13 protein-coding genes are annotated in these 18,800 nt (G+C 36.9%); 6 read left to right on the top strand and 7 right to left on the bottom strand.

The window, feature by feature from the left end; genetic code table 11:
* Nucleotides 1-1,000: 1,000 nt before the first annotated feature.
* The 6 genes from FH508_RS05100 (at nucleotide 1,001) to FH508_RS05125 (ending at nucleotide 8,561) form a co-directional block, all read left to right on the top strand.
* A complete protein-coding gene (locus FH508_RS05100; RefSeq protein ID WP_228134386.1) occupies nucleotides 1,001-2,011 on the top strand; it encodes an ABC transporter ATP-binding protein in 1,011 nt (336 codons plus the stop codon).
* Nucleotides 2,008-2,955, top strand: coding sequence for an ATP-binding cassette domain-containing protein (locus FH508_RS05105; protein WP_173477824.1), 948 nt, complete (start codon nucleotides 2,008-2,010; stop codon nucleotides 2,953-2,955). Before FH508_RS05100 ends, FH508_RS05105 begins: the two co-directional genes overlap by 4 nt.
* A gap of 1 nt (nucleotide 2,956) precedes the next feature.
* Nucleotides 2,957-3,919 carry an oligopeptide ABC transporter permease gene (opp4B, locus tag FH508_RS05110; RefSeq protein ID WP_173477823.1) on the top strand — a complete coding sequence of 321 codons (963 nt, stop codon included), beginning with the start codon at nucleotides 2,957-2,959 and terminating at the stop codon, nucleotides 3,917-3,919.
* 35 nt (nucleotides 3,920-3,954) lie between these two features.
* A complete protein-coding gene (locus FH508_RS05115) occupies nucleotides 3,955-4,857 on the top strand; it encodes an ABC transporter permease (protein ID WP_173477822.1) in 903 nt (300 codons plus the stop codon).
* Nucleotides 4,858-4,874: 17 nt separating this feature from the next.
* Nucleotides 4,875-6,686, top strand: coding sequence for an oligopeptide ABC transporter substrate-binding protein (locus FH508_RS05120; protein ID WP_173477821.1), 1,812 nt, complete (start codon nucleotides 4,875-4,877; stop codon nucleotides 6,684-6,686).
* A 69-nt stretch (nucleotides 6,687-6,755) separates the two neighbouring features.
* Nucleotides 6,756-8,561, top strand: a complete 1,806-nt coding sequence (locus FH508_RS05125) for an oligopeptide ABC transporter substrate-binding protein (RefSeq protein WP_173477820.1) — start codon at nucleotides 6,756-6,758, stop codon at nucleotides 8,559-8,561.
* A 97-nt stretch (nucleotides 8,562-8,658) separates the two neighbouring features.
* On the opposite strand, the gene FH508_RS05130 is transcribed toward FH508_RS05125, so the two are convergent.
* The 7 genes from FH508_RS05130 to FH508_RS05160 form a co-directional block, all read right to left on the bottom strand.
* Nucleotides 8,659-9,585 (bottom strand): ABC transporter ATP-binding protein, encoded by a 927-nt coding sequence (locus FH508_RS05130; RefSeq protein ID WP_173477819.1) that lies wholly within the window; start codon nucleotides 9,583-9,585, stop codon nucleotides 8,659-8,661.
* Nucleotides 9,578-10,633 carry an ABC transporter ATP-binding protein gene (locus FH508_RS05135; protein WP_173477818.1) on the bottom strand — a complete coding sequence of 352 codons (1,056 nt, stop codon included), beginning with the start codon at nucleotides 10,631-10,633 and terminating at the stop codon, nucleotides 9,578-9,580. The genes FH508_RS05130 and FH508_RS05135 overlap by 8 nt, the downstream gene beginning before the upstream one ends.
* Nucleotides 10,634-10,646: 13 nt before the next feature.
* Entirely contained in the window at nucleotides 10,647-11,567 is a 921-nt protein-coding gene (locus FH508_RS05140) for an ABC transporter permease (protein WP_305068707.1), read from the bottom strand.
* Complete coding sequence (locus FH508_RS05145; protein ID WP_173477817.1) at nucleotides 11,567-12,496, bottom strand: ABC transporter permease; 930 nt, start codon at nucleotides 12,494-12,496, stop codon at nucleotides 11,567-11,569. Before FH508_RS05145 ends, FH508_RS05140 begins: the two co-directional genes overlap by 1 nt.
* A gap of 139 nt (nucleotides 12,497-12,635) precedes the next feature.
* A complete protein-coding gene (locus FH508_RS05150) occupies nucleotides 12,636-14,291 on the bottom strand; it encodes a peptide ABC transporter substrate-binding protein (RefSeq protein WP_173477816.1) in 1,656 nt (551 codons plus the stop codon).
* A gap of 833 nt (nucleotides 14,292-15,124) precedes the next feature.
* The gene (locus tag FH508_RS05155) at nucleotides 15,125-16,810 is read right to left on the bottom strand and encodes a methyl-accepting chemotaxis protein (RefSeq protein WP_173477815.1); all 1,686 of its coding nucleotides are present in this window, start codon (nucleotides 16,808-16,810) and stop codon (nucleotides 15,125-15,127) included.
* A 251-nt stretch (nucleotides 16,811-17,061) separates the two neighbouring features.
* Nucleotides 17,062-18,756 (bottom strand): Rqc2 family fibronectin-binding protein, encoded by a 1,695-nt coding sequence (locus tag FH508_RS05160; protein ID WP_173477814.1) that lies wholly within the window; start codon nucleotides 18,754-18,756, stop codon nucleotides 17,062-17,064.
* Between the last annotated feature and the right edge of the window lie 44 nt (nucleotides 18,757-18,800).

The raw sequence follows: 18,800 nt of genomic DNA on the forward strand, positions 1-18,800 counted from the left end.
TCCGCGGAACGAGGTGTGATTCCGCGGAACGAGGTGTGATTCCGCGGGTTGAGGGTGTAATTCCGCGGAGCGAGGGAGTAATTCCGCGGAGCGAGGGGCCGATTCCGCGAAGCGAGGGAGTAATTCCGCGAAGCGAGGGAGTAATTCCGCGAAGAGGTGTGATTCCGCGGGTTGAGGGAGTAATTCCGCGGAACGAGGGTGTGATTCCGCGGAGCGAGGATGTGATACCGCGGAGCGAGGGTGTGATACCGCGAAGCGAGGGTGTGATACCGCGAAGCGAGGGAGTGATACCGCGGAGCGAGGGTGTAATTCCGCGAAACGAGGATGTGATTCCGCGGAGCGATGCAGTAATCCTTGGGAAAAAAGAAATAAAACGGTTTTACCAAGCAACATGTAGAAAGAAATATCAAAATTGTACATGGAAGCAGAATTTGAAGCGTAGAAACTAACTATTTTTATGTAAAAGGTTGCTAATTTAAAAACTAATTATTGTGTGGAAAATAAAAAAATAAATATAAATTAATGGTAGAAACAAAATTTTTTTAAAGTAATAAGAAGTTATGAAAGCAAAGCATTTAGCAGCGCAAAAATACTTAAATAAAAACATATAAATAAAATTTATTTACGAGCAAATTTTATTATTAATTATTGAAAAAAGTTGAATGTGAAGTTAATAACTTCTTTTTTATTTTATTTTAAAATAATTATTTGGCATTAACTCACTTATTTTATTTATATAACAAATTATAAAAATTAGCAGATGAAATAGTAAGTTCATCTAGATAAAAAGTAGGTAGAAACATTATATTTTATGATAATAATTTGAAAAAAACGCTTGATTTTGCATATAAGTACTAGATAAAATAGCGTTATAATAAATTATCAGATAATTCTATCTATAATGTGAGTGTCAATAGGGAGGTGTTCATTCAACGGAATTATAATTTTAAAATAAAGATAAATACATTTAGCAGAAAACTGAATGTTGGAGGGAGATTGTTTGTGTACAAATAACTTATTAACAATTAACAATTTAACAACGAGTTTTCGTATTAAAGACACATACCACGCAGCAGTAGAAGATGTCTCGCTCTCACTAAGAAAAAATGAGATTTTAGCGATAGTAGGAGAGTCGGGCTGTGGGAAGAGTACGTTAGCCACAACTATTGTTGGCTTACATAATGATGGGAATACAAAAGTGACTGGGGAAATACTTTACAATCAACAAAATTTAACAAAGTTAAGAGAAGTACAATTCAACCAATTAAGAGGCAATGATATTGGCTTTATATTTCAAGATCCTCTTTCAGCTTTAAACCCATTAATGCGCATTCATGAACAAATTGCGGAAGGTCTTATTTATCACACAACACTAACTAAAAAGCAACGTGAAGCACGTGTTTTAGAATTGCTTGAACAAGTAGGGATTGCTCATCCTAAACGGGTTGCTAGACAATTCCCGCATCAATTATCAGGTGGTATGCGCCAGCGTGTCATGATTGCGATAGCGCTATCCAGTAAACCAGCCATTATTATTGCTGATGAACCGACTACAGCTTTAGATGTAACGATTCAAGCACAGATTCTAGACCTTTTAAAAACGCTGCAAGATGAGACACAAGCGGGCATTATTTTAATTACACATGACTTGGGCGTTGTTGCAGAAATTGCAGACCGTGTAGCTGTTATGTATGCAGGACAAGTTATTGAAGAGGCGCCCGTCCAAGTATTGTTTAATGATGCCAAACATCCATATACCCGTTCCTTATTAAATTCCATTCCGCAAACACATAAGGAAAACGAGCGACTGGAGGTAATACACGGCATGGTGCCTTCGCTCATGCATTTGCCACGTGAAGGCTGTCGTTTTTCAGCCCGCATACCGTGGATTGATGAATCAGCACATGAAAGTGCCCCCCAATTACATGAAATTGCACCTGGGCATTTTGTTCGCTGCACTTGCTGGAAACACTTTCGTTTTAAAGGGGAACTAGGGGGTGGAACAGTATGACATTTATGCTCATTAAAGATTTAAACGTCCATTATTCAATACGAGGTGGCTTTTTTAATACCGTCATTGATAAAGTGTATGCGGTTGACGGTGTGACGATGGCGTTTGAAAAAGGAAAAACATATGGTTTAGTCGGTGAATCGGGTTCTGGTAAATCAACTACAGGTAAAGCAATCATTGGTCTCGAAAAGGTAACGTCTGGCCAAATCATTTATGAAGGGCACGATGTTACCAATAAAAGACGTAAACGCAATTCGGCATATAACAGAGATATTCAAATGATTTTCCAAGACGCTCACTCAAGTATGAATCCAAGAAAGCGTGTACTAGATATTCTGGCAGAGCCGATGCGTAATTTTTTGAAGCTTAGTGATCAGGAGGAACGCAAGCGCATTAAAGCGTTACTTGCCATTGTCGGTATGTCAGAGGACGTTCTGTTAAAGTATCCCCATGAATTTTCTGGAGGGCAAAAGCAACGCCTTGGAATCGCACGGGCAGTTGCTTGTAATCCGAAATTGATTATTGCTGATGAGCCTGTATCCTCACTTGATTTATCAGTTCAGGCACAAGTGCTAAATTTTATGAAAGATATTCAGCAAGAATATGGGCTAAGTTACTTGTTTATTTCTCATGACCTTGGGGTTGTAAAACATATGTGTGATTACATTGCAATCATGTACAAAGGGCGCTTTGTTGAAACGGGTACCCGTCAGGATATTTACATAAATCCACAGCATATTTATACAAATCGCCTATTGTCAGCTATTCCACATATTGAGCCTGAAACGAGGATGGCACGCAAAGAAGTTCGGCAAAAAGTCGAAGAGAAATATCGCACAGATCATCATCATTATTATGATGAAAATGGTAAAGTATACCCTTTAAAATCCATTTCAGAGACTCATAAAGTAGCGATGTCTGACATTGAGCAGGAGGGATTTTAAAATGTGGAAAACTGTTGTGAGACGCACTATTGTAATGATTCCCCAAATGTTTATATTAAGTTTAATTATATTTATATTGGCAAAACAAATGCCTGGCGATCCTTTTACAGGATTAATTACACCAGAGACAGATCCTTCGAGGATTGAGGAACTACGCATACAAGCGGGCTTCTATGATCCTTGGTATGTTCAATATTATCGCTGGATTACGAATGCCTTTCAAGGTGATTTTGGACAAAGCTATACATATAAAATTGCGGTGTCCACTCTTATTGGTGAGCGTGCACTTAATACATTTTGGCTTTCATTACTTAGTGTCATACTAGTCTACTTGCTCGCCATACCATTGGGAATGCTTGCAGGACGTAAGCAAGATACATTTTTAGATAAATCGATTATCCTATACAGTTTTATAAGCTTCGCAATTCCCACTTTTGTATTATCTCTCGTTTTCTTGTTCGTTTTTGGTTATCGCTTCATGTGGTTCCCAACGAGTGGAACCGTTGATGTTGGACTTGAATCAGGAACGATGGCCTATTTTTGGAATAAAATATATCACTTGCTATTGCCTGCTATGACGGCAGCTATTTTAGGTACTACAGGGATTATCCAATATTTACGCTCGGAAATTATTGATGCTAAAACACAAGATTATGTAAAAACAGCTCGAAGTAAAGGCATTCCAATCCGTAGAATATATGCGCGACATATTTTCCGCAATTCAGTTCTTCCTATTGCAGCGTTTTTAGGGTTTACAATAACAGGTTTATTAGGTGGCTCGATTTTCATAGAAACTATTTATGGCTACCCAGGTATGGGGGAATTATTTATTAGTTCAATAACGAGTCGCGACTATAGTGTCATTACTGCTCTTATCATGCTGTATGGTTTCTTAGCATTATTAGGTAGTCTGCTGTCGGACATTATTATGAGCATTGTGGATCCTCGTATCCGTATAGACTAACGACTAACATAATGTGTAAGAAGAGGTGAATACGAATGACGCAACAAACTTACGAGACGAATATGATGGAAAACTCTCCGCCGACAGGTATACAAGTCGTTTTACGAGAGTTTAAAAAAGATAAAGTAGCGATGTTTTCCTTTTTTGGTGTCACGATTATTATGTTAACGATTTTTATTGCAGCATGGATGCTCAATCAAGAAGAAGTATTGAAAATTAATTTGCTAGAACGCTATACCGAACCAGGTGTTAATGGTTACATTCTTGGAGCAGATGAAGCAGGACGTGATGTGCTAGGTCAGTTAATTATTGGGGCGAAAAATTCGCTTTTAATTGCTATATGGGTAACGGTGATAGCCAATATTATAGGCATAGCTATGGGAATTATTATGGGCTATTACAGCGGTATTGTGGATAATGTGATGATGCGAATAATTGATTTTATTATTACATTACCGACACTTATGATTTTTATTGTCCTTGTTTCTATCATTCCAGAATATGGCGTTCTTGAGCTCGTTATTATTATTAGTGCATTTCAATGGATAGGAATTGCACGGTTAATTCGAAGTAAAGCTTTATCAGAAGGGCGACGGGATTATGTAAGTGCATCTAAAACAATGGGGACGAGTGATATAGCCATTATGTTTAAGGGGCTATTACCAAATTTAAGTTCGATTTTAATAGTAGAGTTTACATTAAGTCTTGCGGGTAATATTGGGATTGAAACAGGGCTATCATTTTTAGGATTTGGGCTACCACCTTCGACGCCAAGTTTAGGAACTTTAGTAAGCTATGCAAGAAATCCGCTCGTCTTAGCAGACAAATGGTGGGTTTGGCTACCAGCATCTTTATTAATTTTAGTTTTAATGCTCGGTATTAATTATATCGGACAAGCATTCCGTCGTGCCGCTGATGCAAAACAAAGATTGGGATAACAGAGGAGGCAATAACAATGAGGAAAAAGTGGTTGATGAATGTTATTACGTTGGCAATCATATTGCTATTAGCTACCGCCTGCAATCGCAATGAAAAAGAGCAGTCAAATGAAGCTGAGGGCAGCAACGATAAGCCAGCACAAACAGAAGATAACAAAGTAGATACAAATACTCTTCCATTTGAAGTCACACACGATGGGGATACTATTCAAGGAGGCACATTACAAGTAGGACTTGTAGCAGATTCGCCATTCAAAGGTGTTTTCTCCTGGGAGCTTTATGCAGATGTTTATGATGCAGAAATTATGGGCTACGCAACAAATAGTTTATTTGTCGTAGATGAAGACTTTTTAATAACTGATAAAGGCATCGCCAAGTTGGATGTTGATGCGAACAATAATAAAGTAATGATTACGATTCAAGGGGATGTGAAGTGGTCGGACGGCATGCCTCTAACTGCGGATGATTTAATCTATCCGTATGAAATAATCGGTCATCCCGATTATGAAGGTGTGCGCTATGATGATGACTTTAAAAATATTGTAGGGGCAGAAGAATACCATGAAGGTAAAGCAGACAAGATTTCAGGCATTAAAAAGATTGATGACAAAACGATAGAAATTTCGTTAAAGAAAGTATCACCTGCTATTTATTCAGGTGGTGATGGTTTATGGGGCTATGCAGCACCGAAGCATCACCTTGCAGCGATTGCTGTAAAAGATTTAATTTCCTCTGATGTCGTGCGTAAAAATCCAATTACTCTTGGGCCATTTAAATTTGACAATATAGTCAATGGTGAGTCTGTACAGTTTGTAGCAAACGAACACTACTATAAGGGCAAACCAAAAATTGATAAAGTCGTTGTGCAAGTTGTACCCTCAACATCAGTAGGGGAGGCATTAAAAACAGGGAAATTTGATTTAACGTCAGAATTCAGAGCCAATCAATATGATAGTATAAAAAATTTATCAAATATTTCGATATTAGGGCGACCTGAATTATCTTATAGCTATCTAGGCTTTAAGTTAGGGAAATATGACAAAGAAAAAGGCGAAAATATTTATGATGAAAAGGCAAAAATGAATGATGTTGACTTACGTAAAGCGATTGCCTATGCAATGGATATTGAAACTGTAACAGATAAATTTTATCAAGGGCTACGTGTGCGTGCAAATTCTCTAATCCCGCCAGCTTTTAAGTCCTACTACGATGAAACGCTAGAGGGCTATCATTATAATCCGCAAAAAGCGAAAGAAATACTCGATACAGCAGGCTATAAAGATACAGATGGTGACGGTATTCGTGAAGATAAAGATGGCAATAAGTTTACCATTCGTTTAGCGGCGATAGCGGGTTCTGATACGGATGAAGCGATCGTTGAGTACTATCGTCAAAACTGGAAAGAGGTTGGTTTAGATGTGCAATTAACGACAGGGCGTCTACTTGAATTCAATAACTTCTACGATAAGGTAGAAGCAGATGATCCTGAAATTGATATGTATATGGGGGCTTGGGGAACTGGAACAAACCCATCTCCAGCAGGATTATATAGTAAAGGCGCAGCATTTAACTTCAGTCGCTATGTCTCAGAAGAGCTGACAAAATTATTAAATAATATTGACTCGGAGGAAGCACTAGATGCAGATTATCGTGCCCAAGCTTTCCGTGCATGGCAAGAATATATGCATGAAAAGGCAGCGATAATACCAATGTATTTCCGTACTGAAATTATTCCTGTCAATAAACGCATAAAAAACTATGCTATTCAATACGGAAATGTTACAGAGCTACAAAACGTTGAATTTATTGCAGATACAGCTATTAAATAGAGCCATGTTTATGATGAAACTATTAAAAGTGAAGTGAGATTCAGTGGATGAAATGAGGAGGAAATATCGATGAGAAAAGAGTGGACAATACTATCCGTAATGATAGCATTCGTGTTGCTATTGGCTGCTTGCAACTCTACCGATAAAGAGCAGACCAACAGTTCTAAAGACAGCGATGATAAGCCAGCTCAAACAGAAGATACTAAAATAGATACAAGTTTACTACCTACTGAAGTAACAAATGAGGGAGATGCTATTCAAGGAGGTACATTACACGTAGGGCTTGTCTCAGATTCACCATTCAAAGGGATTTTCCTTGCTGAGCTATCTGCGGATGCCACAGACGGATCCATTACAGGTTATGCTTCAAATGGTCTATTTGAGGTCGATGGCGACTTTTTGCTTACGGATGAAGGAATAGCTAAATTGGACGTGGATACTGATAATAAAAAGGCAACAATCACCATTCAAAGCGATGTGAAATGGTCGGATGGCACACCATTAACGGCAGAGGATTTAATCTACCCGTATGAAATTATTGGTCATCCCGATTATGAAGGTGTGCGTTATGATGATGACTTCAAAAATATTATAGGCGCAGAAGAATACCATGATGGCAAAGCTACTACAATTTCTGGTATTAAAAAGATTGATGATAAAACGATAGAAATTTCGTTAAAGAAAGTGTCACCAGCTATTTATTCTGGTGGTGATGGTTTATGGGGCTATGCAGCACCGAAGCATCAACTAGCTTCGATTGCCGTAAAAGATTTGATTTCTTCGGATGCCGTCAGAAAAAATCCGATTACACTTGGGCCATTTAAATTTGACCAAATCGTAAATGGTGAATCCGTGCAGTTTGTAGCAAATGAGCACTATTTTAAAGGGAAACCGAAAATAGAGAAGCTTGTTGTACAAGTCGTTTCAACTTCAACTATTAGTGAAGCATTGAAAGCAGGACAATTTGATATCGCTTCAGTCCCAGCCACTCAATATGATTCTATAAAAAATTTATCGAATATTTCGATATTAGGACGTCCAGAATTATCATACAGCTATTTAGGCTTTAAATTAGGGAAATATGACAAAGAAAAAGGCGAAAATATTTATGATGACAAGGCAAAAATGAATGATATTGATTTACGTAAAGCGATTGCCTATGCAATGGATATTGAAACCGTAACAGATCGATTTTATCAAGGGTTACGCGTGCGTGCCAATTCATTAATTCCACCAGCATTTAAAACTTACTATGATGGTGCGCTTGAGGGCTATCACTACAATCCTGAAAAAGCGAAAGAATTATTAGATGCAGCAGGCTATAAAGATATAGATGGTGACGGTATTCGTGAAGATAGAGATGGCAATAAGTTTACCATTCGTTTAGCGGCGATGTCAGGCTCTGATACGGCTGAAGCAATCATTGAGTACTATCGTCAAAACTGGAAAGAGGTTGGCTTAGATGTGCAATTAACGACAGGGCGTTTAATTGAATTCAACAACTTCTACGATAAAGTACAAGCAGATGATCCTGAAATTGATATGTTTATTGGTGCGTGGAGTACAGGGACAAACCCATCGCCAGCGGGATTGTATAGTAAAGGTGCCGCATTTAACTTTAGTCGCTTTGTTTCTGATGATTTAACAAAGCTATTAAATGATATAGATTCAGAAGAAGCATTAGATGTAACTTATCGTGCAAAAGCATTCCGTGCTTGGCAAGAGTATATGGCTGACAAGGCAATGGTTGTTCCGATGTTATTCAGTACATCAACGATTGCAATCAATAAACGCATAAAAAGCTATAATATTGATCGTGAAACGGGTACAGAGATTCAAGATCTTGAACTAATAGCTGATGCGCCGATAAAATAAGTGTATAATGGTAAAAATAGTATTTATTACAATTTAAGTAATGGAATCAACAAAAAAAGATCCATCCATTGCATATTTTCAATGGATGGATCATATATTATTTATTGGCAACCCAAGTTTTCACAAGGTCAGCAGTGCCATATACATAATGTTGTTCGCCAACTTCATGATATGTTGCGCTTTCATCAACTTCTGTATGCTTGTAAGGAATACGTTGACGGCGTTTTTCTGACATTGGGTCTGGAAGCGGAATTGCTGATAATAATGATTTTGTATAAGGATGAACAGGATGATTGTAAATATCATCAGCTTTACCAATTTCCATAATCTTACCACGGTACATAACAGCGATACGATCACTGATGTATTTAACCATTGAAAGGTCATGGGCAATGAAAAGGTATGTTAAGCCACGTTCTTTTTGTAGTTGTTTTAATAAGTTAACAACTTGCGCTTGAATCGATACGTCAAGTGCAGAGATTGGTTCATCGGCAATGATGAACTTAGGATCTAAGCTAAGCGCACGAGCGATACCAATACGTTGACGTTGACCACCTGAGAATTCATGTGCGTAACGATTTGCGTGCTCTTTGTTTAAACCTACAGCTTCAAGCAATTGGTTGATTTTTTCGCGACGTTCTTTCTTATCCGTATATAAACCATGAATATCGAAAGCTTCTGCAATGATTTCTCCAGCTGTCATACGAGGGTTTAACGATGCGTATGGATCTTGGAAAATCATTTGCATTTGACGATTAAATTTCTTTAAATCGCTCTTCGATTTTTTACCATGGACATTTTCACCGTCGAAAATAATTTCACCCTCTGTAATATCATATAGGCGAATGATTGAGCGACCAGTCGTCGATTTACCACAGCCTGATTCTCCAACAAGTCCAAGTGTTTCACCTTCATAAACATCAAAGCTAATACCATCAACAGCTTTAATAGGGTTGTTTGATGAACCGAAATATTGCTTTACGTTTTTAATTTCAAGAATTTTTTTTGCACCTGTTTTAGTCATTGAATTCTGCCTCCTTCGCTAAAAAGCCCTCAATACGTTTAGCAACCGCATCTGGAAGTGGAATTTTTGGCGCATCAGGATGTAACAACCAAGTTTTTGCAAAGTGAGTATCGCTTACTTGGAACATTGGCGGCTCTTGCTCATAGTCAATCGCCATTGCAAATTCGTTACGAGCAGCAAAAGCATCTCCCTTTGGAGGGTTAGTAAGATCTGGAGGTGAACCAGGAATCGTACGTAATAGCTCGTCCTCATTACTATCTAAATCAGGCATAGAACCAAGTAATCCCCATGTATAAGGATGTTTTGGATTATAGAAAATATCATTTACTGTACCATACTCGACGATTTGACCAGCATACATAACGGCTACGCGGTCTGCCACATTGGCTACAACGCCTAAGTCATGCGTAATGAAAATGATAGAAGTTTTAGAACTTTTTTGAATTTCTTTCATTAATTCTAAAATTTGTGCTTGGATTGTTACGTCCAATGCTGTTGTTGGCTCATCGGCAATTAACAGCTTAGGATCAGCAGCAAGTGCGATAGCGATTACAACACGTTGACGCATCCCGCCTGAAAACTCATGTGGATATTGATTGTAACGTTTTTCAGGGAATGGAATACCTACTTGCGTTAAAAGTTCGATTGCGCGATTTTTAGCATCAGCCTTCGAAACTTTCTTATGTTGCAAAATTACTTCAGTTATTTGACGTCCGACCTTCATAGTTGGATTCAAACTTGTCATTGGATCCTGGAAGATCATAGCAATATCATTTCCGCGTACTTTTGACATTTCTTTATCAGTAAGTGGAATTAAATCACGACCGTTAAATAAAATTTGTCCTGACTCATAAATACCAGGTGGCTGTGGAATTAATTTCATTAAGGCATTACTCGTAACACTCTTACCAGAGCCAGATTCACCAACGATTGCTAGTGTTTCACCTTCTTTTAAATCAAAGTTTACACCACGCACAGCATGGACAAGTCCTGCATATGTTTTAAAGTTAATTTTTAAATCTTTTACTTCTAAAATTGTTTTACTCATTTCGGCCACCTCCTTATTTACGTAGTTTTGGATCTAGTGCATCACGTAAGCCGTCACCAACAGCGTTAAACGCAAAGATTGTTAGCGAGATAAATACTGCTGGGAAAATTAAACGCCAAGGAGCATTTGTAATGGCTTTATTCCCTTCAGATGCCATTGTACCCCATGAAGCATGCGGAGCAGGAACACCAAGTCCTAAATAACTTAAGAATGACTCAGTGAAAATAGCAGACGGAATTGTTAGAGTCATTGTTACTAAAATAGCACCAAGTGCATTTGGAATTAAATGTTTTAAGATTAAATGCATTGTGCTCGCACCTAAAGTACGTGCAGCTAATACATATTCTTGATTTTTAATGGATAATACTTCACCACGAACGATACGAGCCATGCTAATCCAGCCTGTAATCGAAAGAGCGATAATCATAGGGAATAAACCTGGTTGTAAAACTACTAATAAAACGATTACAACTAAAAGGTAAGGCACAGCTGTTAATACGTCGGCAATACGCATCATAATATTATCAACACGTCCACCAGCTAATCCTGAAATACTTCCCCAAAGAACACCAATCACTAAGTCAATAATAGCCGCTGTAATCCCGATGAATAGGGAAATACGAGCACCTGCCCAAATACGTACGAAAATATCACGACCTAAATCATCTGTCCCAAACCAAAATTCAGCAGATGGGGGACTGTTGTAGACACCAAGTTGATCGCTATATTTATATTGTGAAAGCATTGGAACAGTAATCGCCATGATAATAACGATAATCAGTGTAATTAAACCGAATATTGCCATTTTATTATGTGAAAAGCGAATAAATACTTCCTTCCAGAAGGAAACGGATTTATCAGCTAATTTATCTGTTGCTTCATGATTTCCACCGACAATTTTAAACATATCTTTGTTAATCGGTTGCTGAGTCATTACTTTTTCGCTCCCTTCAACTTAATTCGCGGATCAACAATGCTATATAGAATATCGACAATTAATACCGCAAATAAAAGGATGATTGAATAGAACACTGTCGTTCCCATGATAACTGTGTAGTCACGGTTTGTAATACTTTGTACAAAGTGTTTACCTAGACCAGGAATTGCAAATATATTTTCAACGATGAAACTACCTGTTACAACACCAGCTGTTAATGGTCCAAGGTAAGTAAGAACTGGCAGTAAGGAATTTCGTAAAGTATGACGGAAAACGATTGTCCATTTGCCAATTCCTTTAGCACGTGCCATTTTTACATAATCACTGCTATTTTGCTCAAGCATACTTGAACGTGTTAATTTTGCGATAAAGCCCATGTGCGAGAACGCGATAGCAAGGGCAGGTAAGATACTATAGCTGAAGCCTTTCCATCCACTTACAGGGAACCAGCCTAATTTAAATGCTAAGAAATACTGCATTAAGCCTGCTAAAATAAATGATGGTACAGAAATACCGAGCACCGCAAAGGTCGTTGCCAAATAATCCGGCCATTTATTATGATAAAGCGCTGAAACTACGCCTATTAATACACCGAATCCAATCGCCAGTAGCATAGCTTCAATCCCAAGTGTTAACGAAACTGGGAAGCTCTCATTAATCATATCATTTGTAGAACGCGCTTTATACTTCATAGACTCACCGAAATTAAATGAGGCCGTATCGATTAAATAATCTTTATATTGAATATACCAAGGGTTATTTAATCCATACGTTTCGTTTAACTTTTCCTCAATTTGAGGAGGGAAATTACGCTCACTTGCAAAAGGACTACCTGGAGCAAGACGCATTAAGAAAAACGTAGCCGTTACGATGACGAAAAGCGCGAGAAGTATATACATCAGCCTTTTCAAAATATATTTAATCACATAAAACTCCTCCTTCTATTTGTCAATTTTCTGACAAATAAATGCCTTCGTATTTTAAAAAGAGCTGACTCGCGCCGAAGTGGCCACGAGGCAGCTCTTCGTTGTAGAGCTTAAAAGATAAAAGATTCAGTAGTGGAAATTATTCCACATCAACATATTTAAGTTTAATGTTACCTAAAATATCTGGAACCATGTTTTTAACTTTTTTATCAACTACTGAAAGGTTTGTGTAGTAGTAGATTGGCGCAACTGGGAATTCTGAAACTGCGATAGATTCAGCTTGTTTTAATAAATCTAAACGTTTAGCAGAGTCACCTTCAGCAATAGATTGTTTTAACAATTCTTTGTATTTAGGATTTTCCCAGCCTGTATCGTTGTTACCATTTGCTGCTGTATCATACATTTCAAGGAATGAATAAGCATCGTTGTAGTCAGCAATCCAACCCATACGTCCTACTTGGTAGTCAAGAACGTTAAGTTTTTCTAAATACACTTGCCATTCAGAGTTTTCAAGACCTACAGTAATACCAAGGTTTTTGCTCCATCCTTCTTGGATATATTGAGCAATAGAGGCATGTCCTTCACTTGTATTGAATGAAACGTTAATTTTAAGATCTTTAGGATCTTTAATACCTAGTTCTTCCATACCAGCTTTAAGTGCTTCTTTAGCACCTTCGATATCGTTATCTTTGAAGTAACCGCGGTCTTCTTCAAAACCGCTAATTGCAGATGGAACCATACCTAAAGCAGGTTTTTGTTCACCTTTAGTAATGTTGTCAATTAAGCCTTGACGATCGATTGCTAAAGTTAACGCTTTACGAATGTTAGCGTTTCCAGTAATTTTGTCTGTTGTATTGAATTTGTACCAGTATACACCAGCGTAGTCAGCGATTTGTAAAGAACCGTCTGCTTTAAAGCCATCAATTTCATCAAGTGAAACTGTTTGATAAGGAGAACCTAAATAATCGATTTCTCCTGATTTGAACATTGTTGAAGCTGTTGCTTCATTTTCAACCATACCGATGTTTACAGTATCTAGAGCTACACTAGAAGCATCCCAATACTCAGGGTTTTTCTTTAATACAACTGAATCATTGTGTTTCCAAGTATCTAATGTGAATGGTCCGTTCGTTACGAAGTTTTCACCAGCATCAGTGTACCAGTTTTCATTGCCTTCAACTACTTTTTGATTTAAAGGAGCATATGTTTTAAATGCAACTAACTCTAAGAAGTAAGCAGTTGGTTGTTGTAAAGTTACAACTAAAGTTTTGTCATCTTCAGCTTTAACACCAACATCATCAGCAGAACCTTCGCCTAAGTTATAAGCTTCAGCGCCTTTAATTGGGTAAAGTAAAGATGCGTACTCTGATAAGTTTTCAGGATTTAAAGCCCATTTCCAAGCATATTCGAAGTCGCCAGCAACTACTGGATCTCCGTTTGTCCATTTTGCATCACGTAATTTGAAAGTGTAAGTTAATAAATCTTCACTCTCTGTATAGCTTTCTGCCATACCAGGAGCTGGTTTTCCATCAAGGTCTAAAACCATTAAACCTTCAAATACATTTTGAAGAATTGCTCCAGAAGTTGTATCTGTTGCAAGTTGTGGATGTAAAGATGGCGGCTCAGAAGCTACAACTACATTCAACTCTTTTGAAGAAGCTGTTTCTGAAGAACCAGAATCTTTTTTATCGTCTTTTGCTTTGTCAGACGAATCTCCACCGAAGCCACATGCAGCAAGTACTAGTGAAAATACTGCAAGGACTGTTAGTAATAAAAACTTTTTGTTCTTATTCATGTGAATCCCCCTTATACAATTTTTAAGCCTTTTGTGAAGCTCCTATTTAATATACCAAAAAAGTCATTGTGCACAAAATAAAAAAGATTCAAATTTATATAGTATTATCTGACATTTACAAGAATAATAATTTTCTTCGGTCTATCACTTTAGTGTACAAAAGTGTTTAAATAATGAGAATTTGATTTAAAACAGCTAAAAATATCAAAAATAAAACAAAATCGAAAAAATGATTTACTATACGGAAAATTCCTATTTTTTTGATAATATTACGACCAAATAAAAAATGATTCAAAAGTCACGGTTGTTATACATTAAGAAATTTACATAGTTTTGTAGAAAATCATCGTAAAACTAAGTGAATATGATTTTTTATAAGGGAATTTCTTGTAATTTCTAATCTAAAAATATGAATAATACTATCTATAAATGATATATAAAAATTTTGTTTTGTATTTATCTAGTATTTAGCTTTAAGAGAGAAAAAAAGGGAAAAGGAGAGAAATATGTATGAAATAGCATGCAATTTAATAGATAAAATAGAACCATTGGAGTGCAAAATAGTAGTCTAATATTTTTTTAAAATAATACAACGACGCTTTAGAAAGATGCTGCAGATATGAAAAGGAGTGATTTTGGAACTTTTAGAAATCAATATTAAGTTTATTTTTCTATTTTTCAGCAAAAATTTACAAAGCCATATGTAATTTGTATAAAAAAGATGTTTTACTAACTTTTTATTTGATGTTCGTCTACATAACTGAATGATTGATAAATATATAGATATAAAAACACCCCAGGCAAACTTCATGCCTGGAGTGCTTCTTTAAAGTTTATAACTTAAACTGATGAATCTGATCTTGTAAATCGAGAGCCTTTTCACTTAAATCTGTAGCTACAAAGTTTACTTGTTGGATTGTCGCTGCTTGTTCTATCATTGCATCAGCGATAATTTGTGTATTGTCAGCACTTGCAGAAGCACCGTAAGCAATTTCAGCAACCGATGCAGCAACTTGTTCAGCGCTAGCGGATATTTCTTCAGAAGTTGCAGAAATATCTTCAATTTGATCTGACATTGTATTAATTGCTTGTACGATGGATTCAAAGGCTAGCCCTGCATTTCCTATCATTTTAACACCATCTGTTACAGAATGAAGGCCATCAAATACTGCCTTTTCAACATTTTTAGTATCTTGCTGGATGTCTTGTGTTAAAGCGACAATTTGATTGGCAGATTGTTTTGATTCTTCCGCTAGCTTGCGGACCTCATCAGCTACTACAGCGAAGCCTTTACCGTGTTCACCAGCACGGGCTGCTTCGATTGCGGCATTAAGTGCAAGTAAATTTGTTTGATCGGTAATTGTTGTTATGACTTCTGTAATATTGCTTATTTCTACTGATTGTTTACTCAGTTTTTGAACGAGCGTGTTAATTAGTTGTGTTGAATCATTGATAACATTCATTTGTTGTTGAGCTTCTTCTATAATGTTGTTACCACTGTTGGCTGTTTCCGATGTAGCAATAGCATTTTGGTGAAGTTGTTGTGTTGCTTCTGCAATACGTTGTACACCTGTAGCAGTTTCATCCATAGCAGCAGCACTTTCCTTTGCAGCGATTGTTGCAGCTGCGGCTGAAGTAGCGGTTTCATTAATACGGGAAGTTACCTCTTCGGTTGTAGCTGAAACTTCTTCGGTAGAGGCTGTTAACTCCTCAGCTGCACCTGTTAAATGTTCAGAGTTTTCTTGTATATGTGTCATTAAATTACGGACGTTGCTTTTCATCGTGTTAAAAGATATTGCAAGTTGGCCAATTTCATCTTTCGATTGATTCGCGATATCTTGATGATATAATTCACCATTTGCAATATTATTAGCTGCGGCTACAACGGATTTTAAAGGACGAGTAATTTTGCGTTGTACATAGAACATAAGGAAGATACCGAGTGTTACACCGATAATAATTGCAATGACAGAAATAATTTGAGAATTTTTTACTGCCTGTTTCGATTCCTTCGTAATAATTTCTAATTGATTCTTTTGATAGTCTACAATTTTATCAGAGACATCTGATAGTCCTCTGTTCGCTTGTTGGGCTTCACCATTTACTTTTTTTAAAGCTTCTTCTATATTACCTTCTTCGTGTAAAGCCAAAACAGCATCAGCTGCTTTGTTAAAATCATTGTTATATGTATTAAGCTCTTTAGCGTACTCAATCATATCAGGTGAATCTGCTTTTTCTGTAATTTCGTCAACATGCTCATCAAGCATTAATGCATATTTTTCAAAACTCTCCTTATTATATGGAGTATCTTCTATAAATATTGCACGAATAAAAAGACCTTGCATTGCCAATTCAATTTTAATATTATCTGATAGTTCAACTAAAGAGACACGTTTTTCTAAAGCTTCTTCTACTTTATTTTCAATTTTAGTAAATTGGATAAATAAAATAAGCAAAGACAGGAATAAGGTAAAGATTATCGAGAAAAAACCGAAGCTTAACTTTTTGCCTACAGACATAGTGAATACGCCCTTTCCGAATTGAGAAAAATTTTTATAGTTAAATTAAGACATCGTGGAGGCTAGAAGTCAATAACAGAAGGTAGAAACAGTGCAGAATGTTCATTGTGGCAATCTTAAAATGCCGATATAGGGAACATAGTCTGTGAAAATCACAAATGTCATGGATTTTTATCTATTTATAGTACACATTGCGGAGGAGGATTTTAGAAAAAGAAAAATACGATGCGAAATGCATCGTATTCCTATCTTTAAGACTGTTTTTTTAACTGTAAAATGACAGTTTCATCTGGATCGATAAATAATGTTTTTTGTTCGAAATAGATAACAAATCCAGGTTTAGCACCATTTGGCTTTTTGACTTGACGTATTTCTGTATAGTCTACTGGAACTGAGGAAGAGTCGCGAGCTTTGGAGAAATACGCGGCAAGTGTTGCGGCTTCTCTCAATGTCGTTTCATCTGGCTCAGTAGCGTGAATGACTACATGCGAACCTGGTATGTCCTTTGTATGTAGCCATGTATCTGTCCGCTTCGCAATTTTAAATGTTAGCATGTCATTTTGTTTATTGTTTTTACCTACTGAAATCGGTGTCCCTGTAGATGATATATAACGTTCTGGCTCAGGCTTTAGTTGTTTTTTCTTTTTCTTAGCGTGACGTAATTTTAAATAGCCTTGTTCGGCTAATTCCTCACGAATTTCTTCTATATCACCTGGGGATGCCTGTTGAACCTGTTGCGCTAGCATTTCAAAATATGTTATTTCCTCTTTTGTTTTTTCAAGCTGCTCTTGTACCATAATAAGGGCATTTTTAGCTTTTGTGTATTTTGTGTAATAACTTTGCGCATTTTCAATAGGTGTTTTACGTTCGCTTACAGGAATCGTAATTTCTTCAGCGGACTCACTATAATAGTTAGTTACTGTTACTTCCTTCACACCTTTTTCGAAAGCGTAAATATTGGCCATAAGCAGTTCCCCAAACAATTGGAATTGATCTAGTTTGGATGCACGTTCATAGTCTTTTGTCAGTTTTTTTATTTTTAATGACAATTTATCAATTTCATTTTGTAGCCAGCGTTCTAAATCTCCTGCCTGTTGCTTCACTCGATCTCGCTCCGCGCGCGCGAAAAATACGCGATCAAGCAGCTCATGTAAATTCGGATAAACGGTTTTTTCTCCTTGTAAATGGGTTAAAGCGATAGGGGAGAAATAGGTTTTGTTATTAGCAAATACATACATCGGTTCTGTGCCACCATCACGAAAGGCAGCCATAAAGTCTCTGAAACATATAACTTTATTAGCTGTAGATGCTAAACGGAATAATAACTCCTCGGCATGTAATGGCGAAAAGCCAACAAATTGTGAAACTACTTCCTTTGCTGTTTTCGGCTCATTAAAAAATACAGTTAGCTGCTCATCTGTTACCGTTAGTGGTTGCCATTTATTTTGTGCAGGTGGTGCGATATAAGGCTGCCCTGGTAATATAGTGCGGAAACTATTCATCGATGGTGATAAATGTTTTAAACTATCGATAATTTTAGTTTGTTCCTTATCTATTAATAGCAGGTTACTATGTCGACCCATAATCTCTGCGTGTAATTCTCGTACAATTGGATCGCCAATTTCATTTTTACTTTGGATTTCTACTATAATAATGCGATCTAGGTCATGCTGTTTAATAGAAGAAATAAAACCACCTTCTATATGTTTACGTAATAACATACAAAACATAGGAGGTTCTGAGGGATTTTCTATTGTTTGCTCAGTAAGATGTACACGTGCATAGGAAGGGTGGATAGAAAACAATAATTTATGGTTGCCACCATTTGCACGAATTTGTAAAACAACTTCTTGAGCGTTAGGTTGATGTATTTTAGTAATACGACCTGTTACTAATTGTTGCAGGTCTGTTGTCATTGAATAAGTAAATAAGCCATCGAATGCCATTTTAGTTCCTCTTTCCAACGATTTATTGCATCATTGTGTATTCG

The sequence above is a fragment of the Lysinibacillus sp. CD3-6 genome (assembly GCF_006351725.2).
Classification (GTDB): domain Bacteria; phylum Bacillota; class Bacilli; order Bacillales_A; family Planococcaceae; genus Lysinibacillus.

Excerpts from the sequence above, each read along its gene's own strand:
- FH508_RS05155 (WP_173477815.1), bottom strand. The coding sequence starts at position 16,810 with ATGTCTGTAGGCAAAAAGTTAAGCTTCGGTTTTTTCTCGATAATCTTT.
- FH508_RS05130 (WP_173477819.1), bottom strand. The coding sequence starts at position 9,585 with ATGACTAAAACAGGTGCAAAAAAAATTCTTGAAATTAAAAACGTAAAG.
- FH508_RS05105 (WP_173477824.1), top strand. The coding sequence starts at position 2,008 with ATGACATTTATGCTCATTAAAGATTTAAACGTCCATTATTCAATACGA.
- FH508_RS05140 (WP_305068707.1), bottom strand. The coding sequence starts at position 11,567 with ATGACTCAGCAACCGATTAACAAAGATATGTTTAAAATTGTCGGTGGA.
- FH508_RS05125 (WP_173477820.1), top strand. The coding sequence starts at position 6,756 with ATGAGAAAAGAGTGGACAATACTATCCGTAATGATAGCATTCGTGTTG.
- FH508_RS05160 (WP_173477814.1), bottom strand. The coding sequence starts at position 18,756 with ATGGCATTCGATGGCTTATTTACTTATTCAATGACAACAGACCTGCAA.
- FH508_RS05120 (WP_173477821.1), top strand. The coding sequence starts at position 4,875 with ATGAGGAAAAAGTGGTTGATGAATGTTATTACGTTGGCAATCATATTG.
- FH508_RS05135 (WP_173477818.1), bottom strand. The coding sequence starts at position 10,633 with ATGAGTAAAACAATTTTAGAAGTAAAAGATTTAAAAATTAACTTTAAA.
- FH508_RS05150 (WP_173477816.1), bottom strand. The coding sequence starts at position 14,291 with ATGAATAAGAACAAAAAGTTTTTATTACTAACAGTCCTTGCAGTATTT.
- FH508_RS05115 (WP_173477822.1), top strand. The coding sequence starts at position 3,955 with ATGACGCAACAAACTTACGAGACGAATATGATGGAAAACTCTCCGCCG.
- opp4B (WP_173477823.1), top strand. The coding sequence starts at position 2,957 with ATGTGGAAAACTGTTGTGAGACGCACTATTGTAATGATTCCCCAAATG.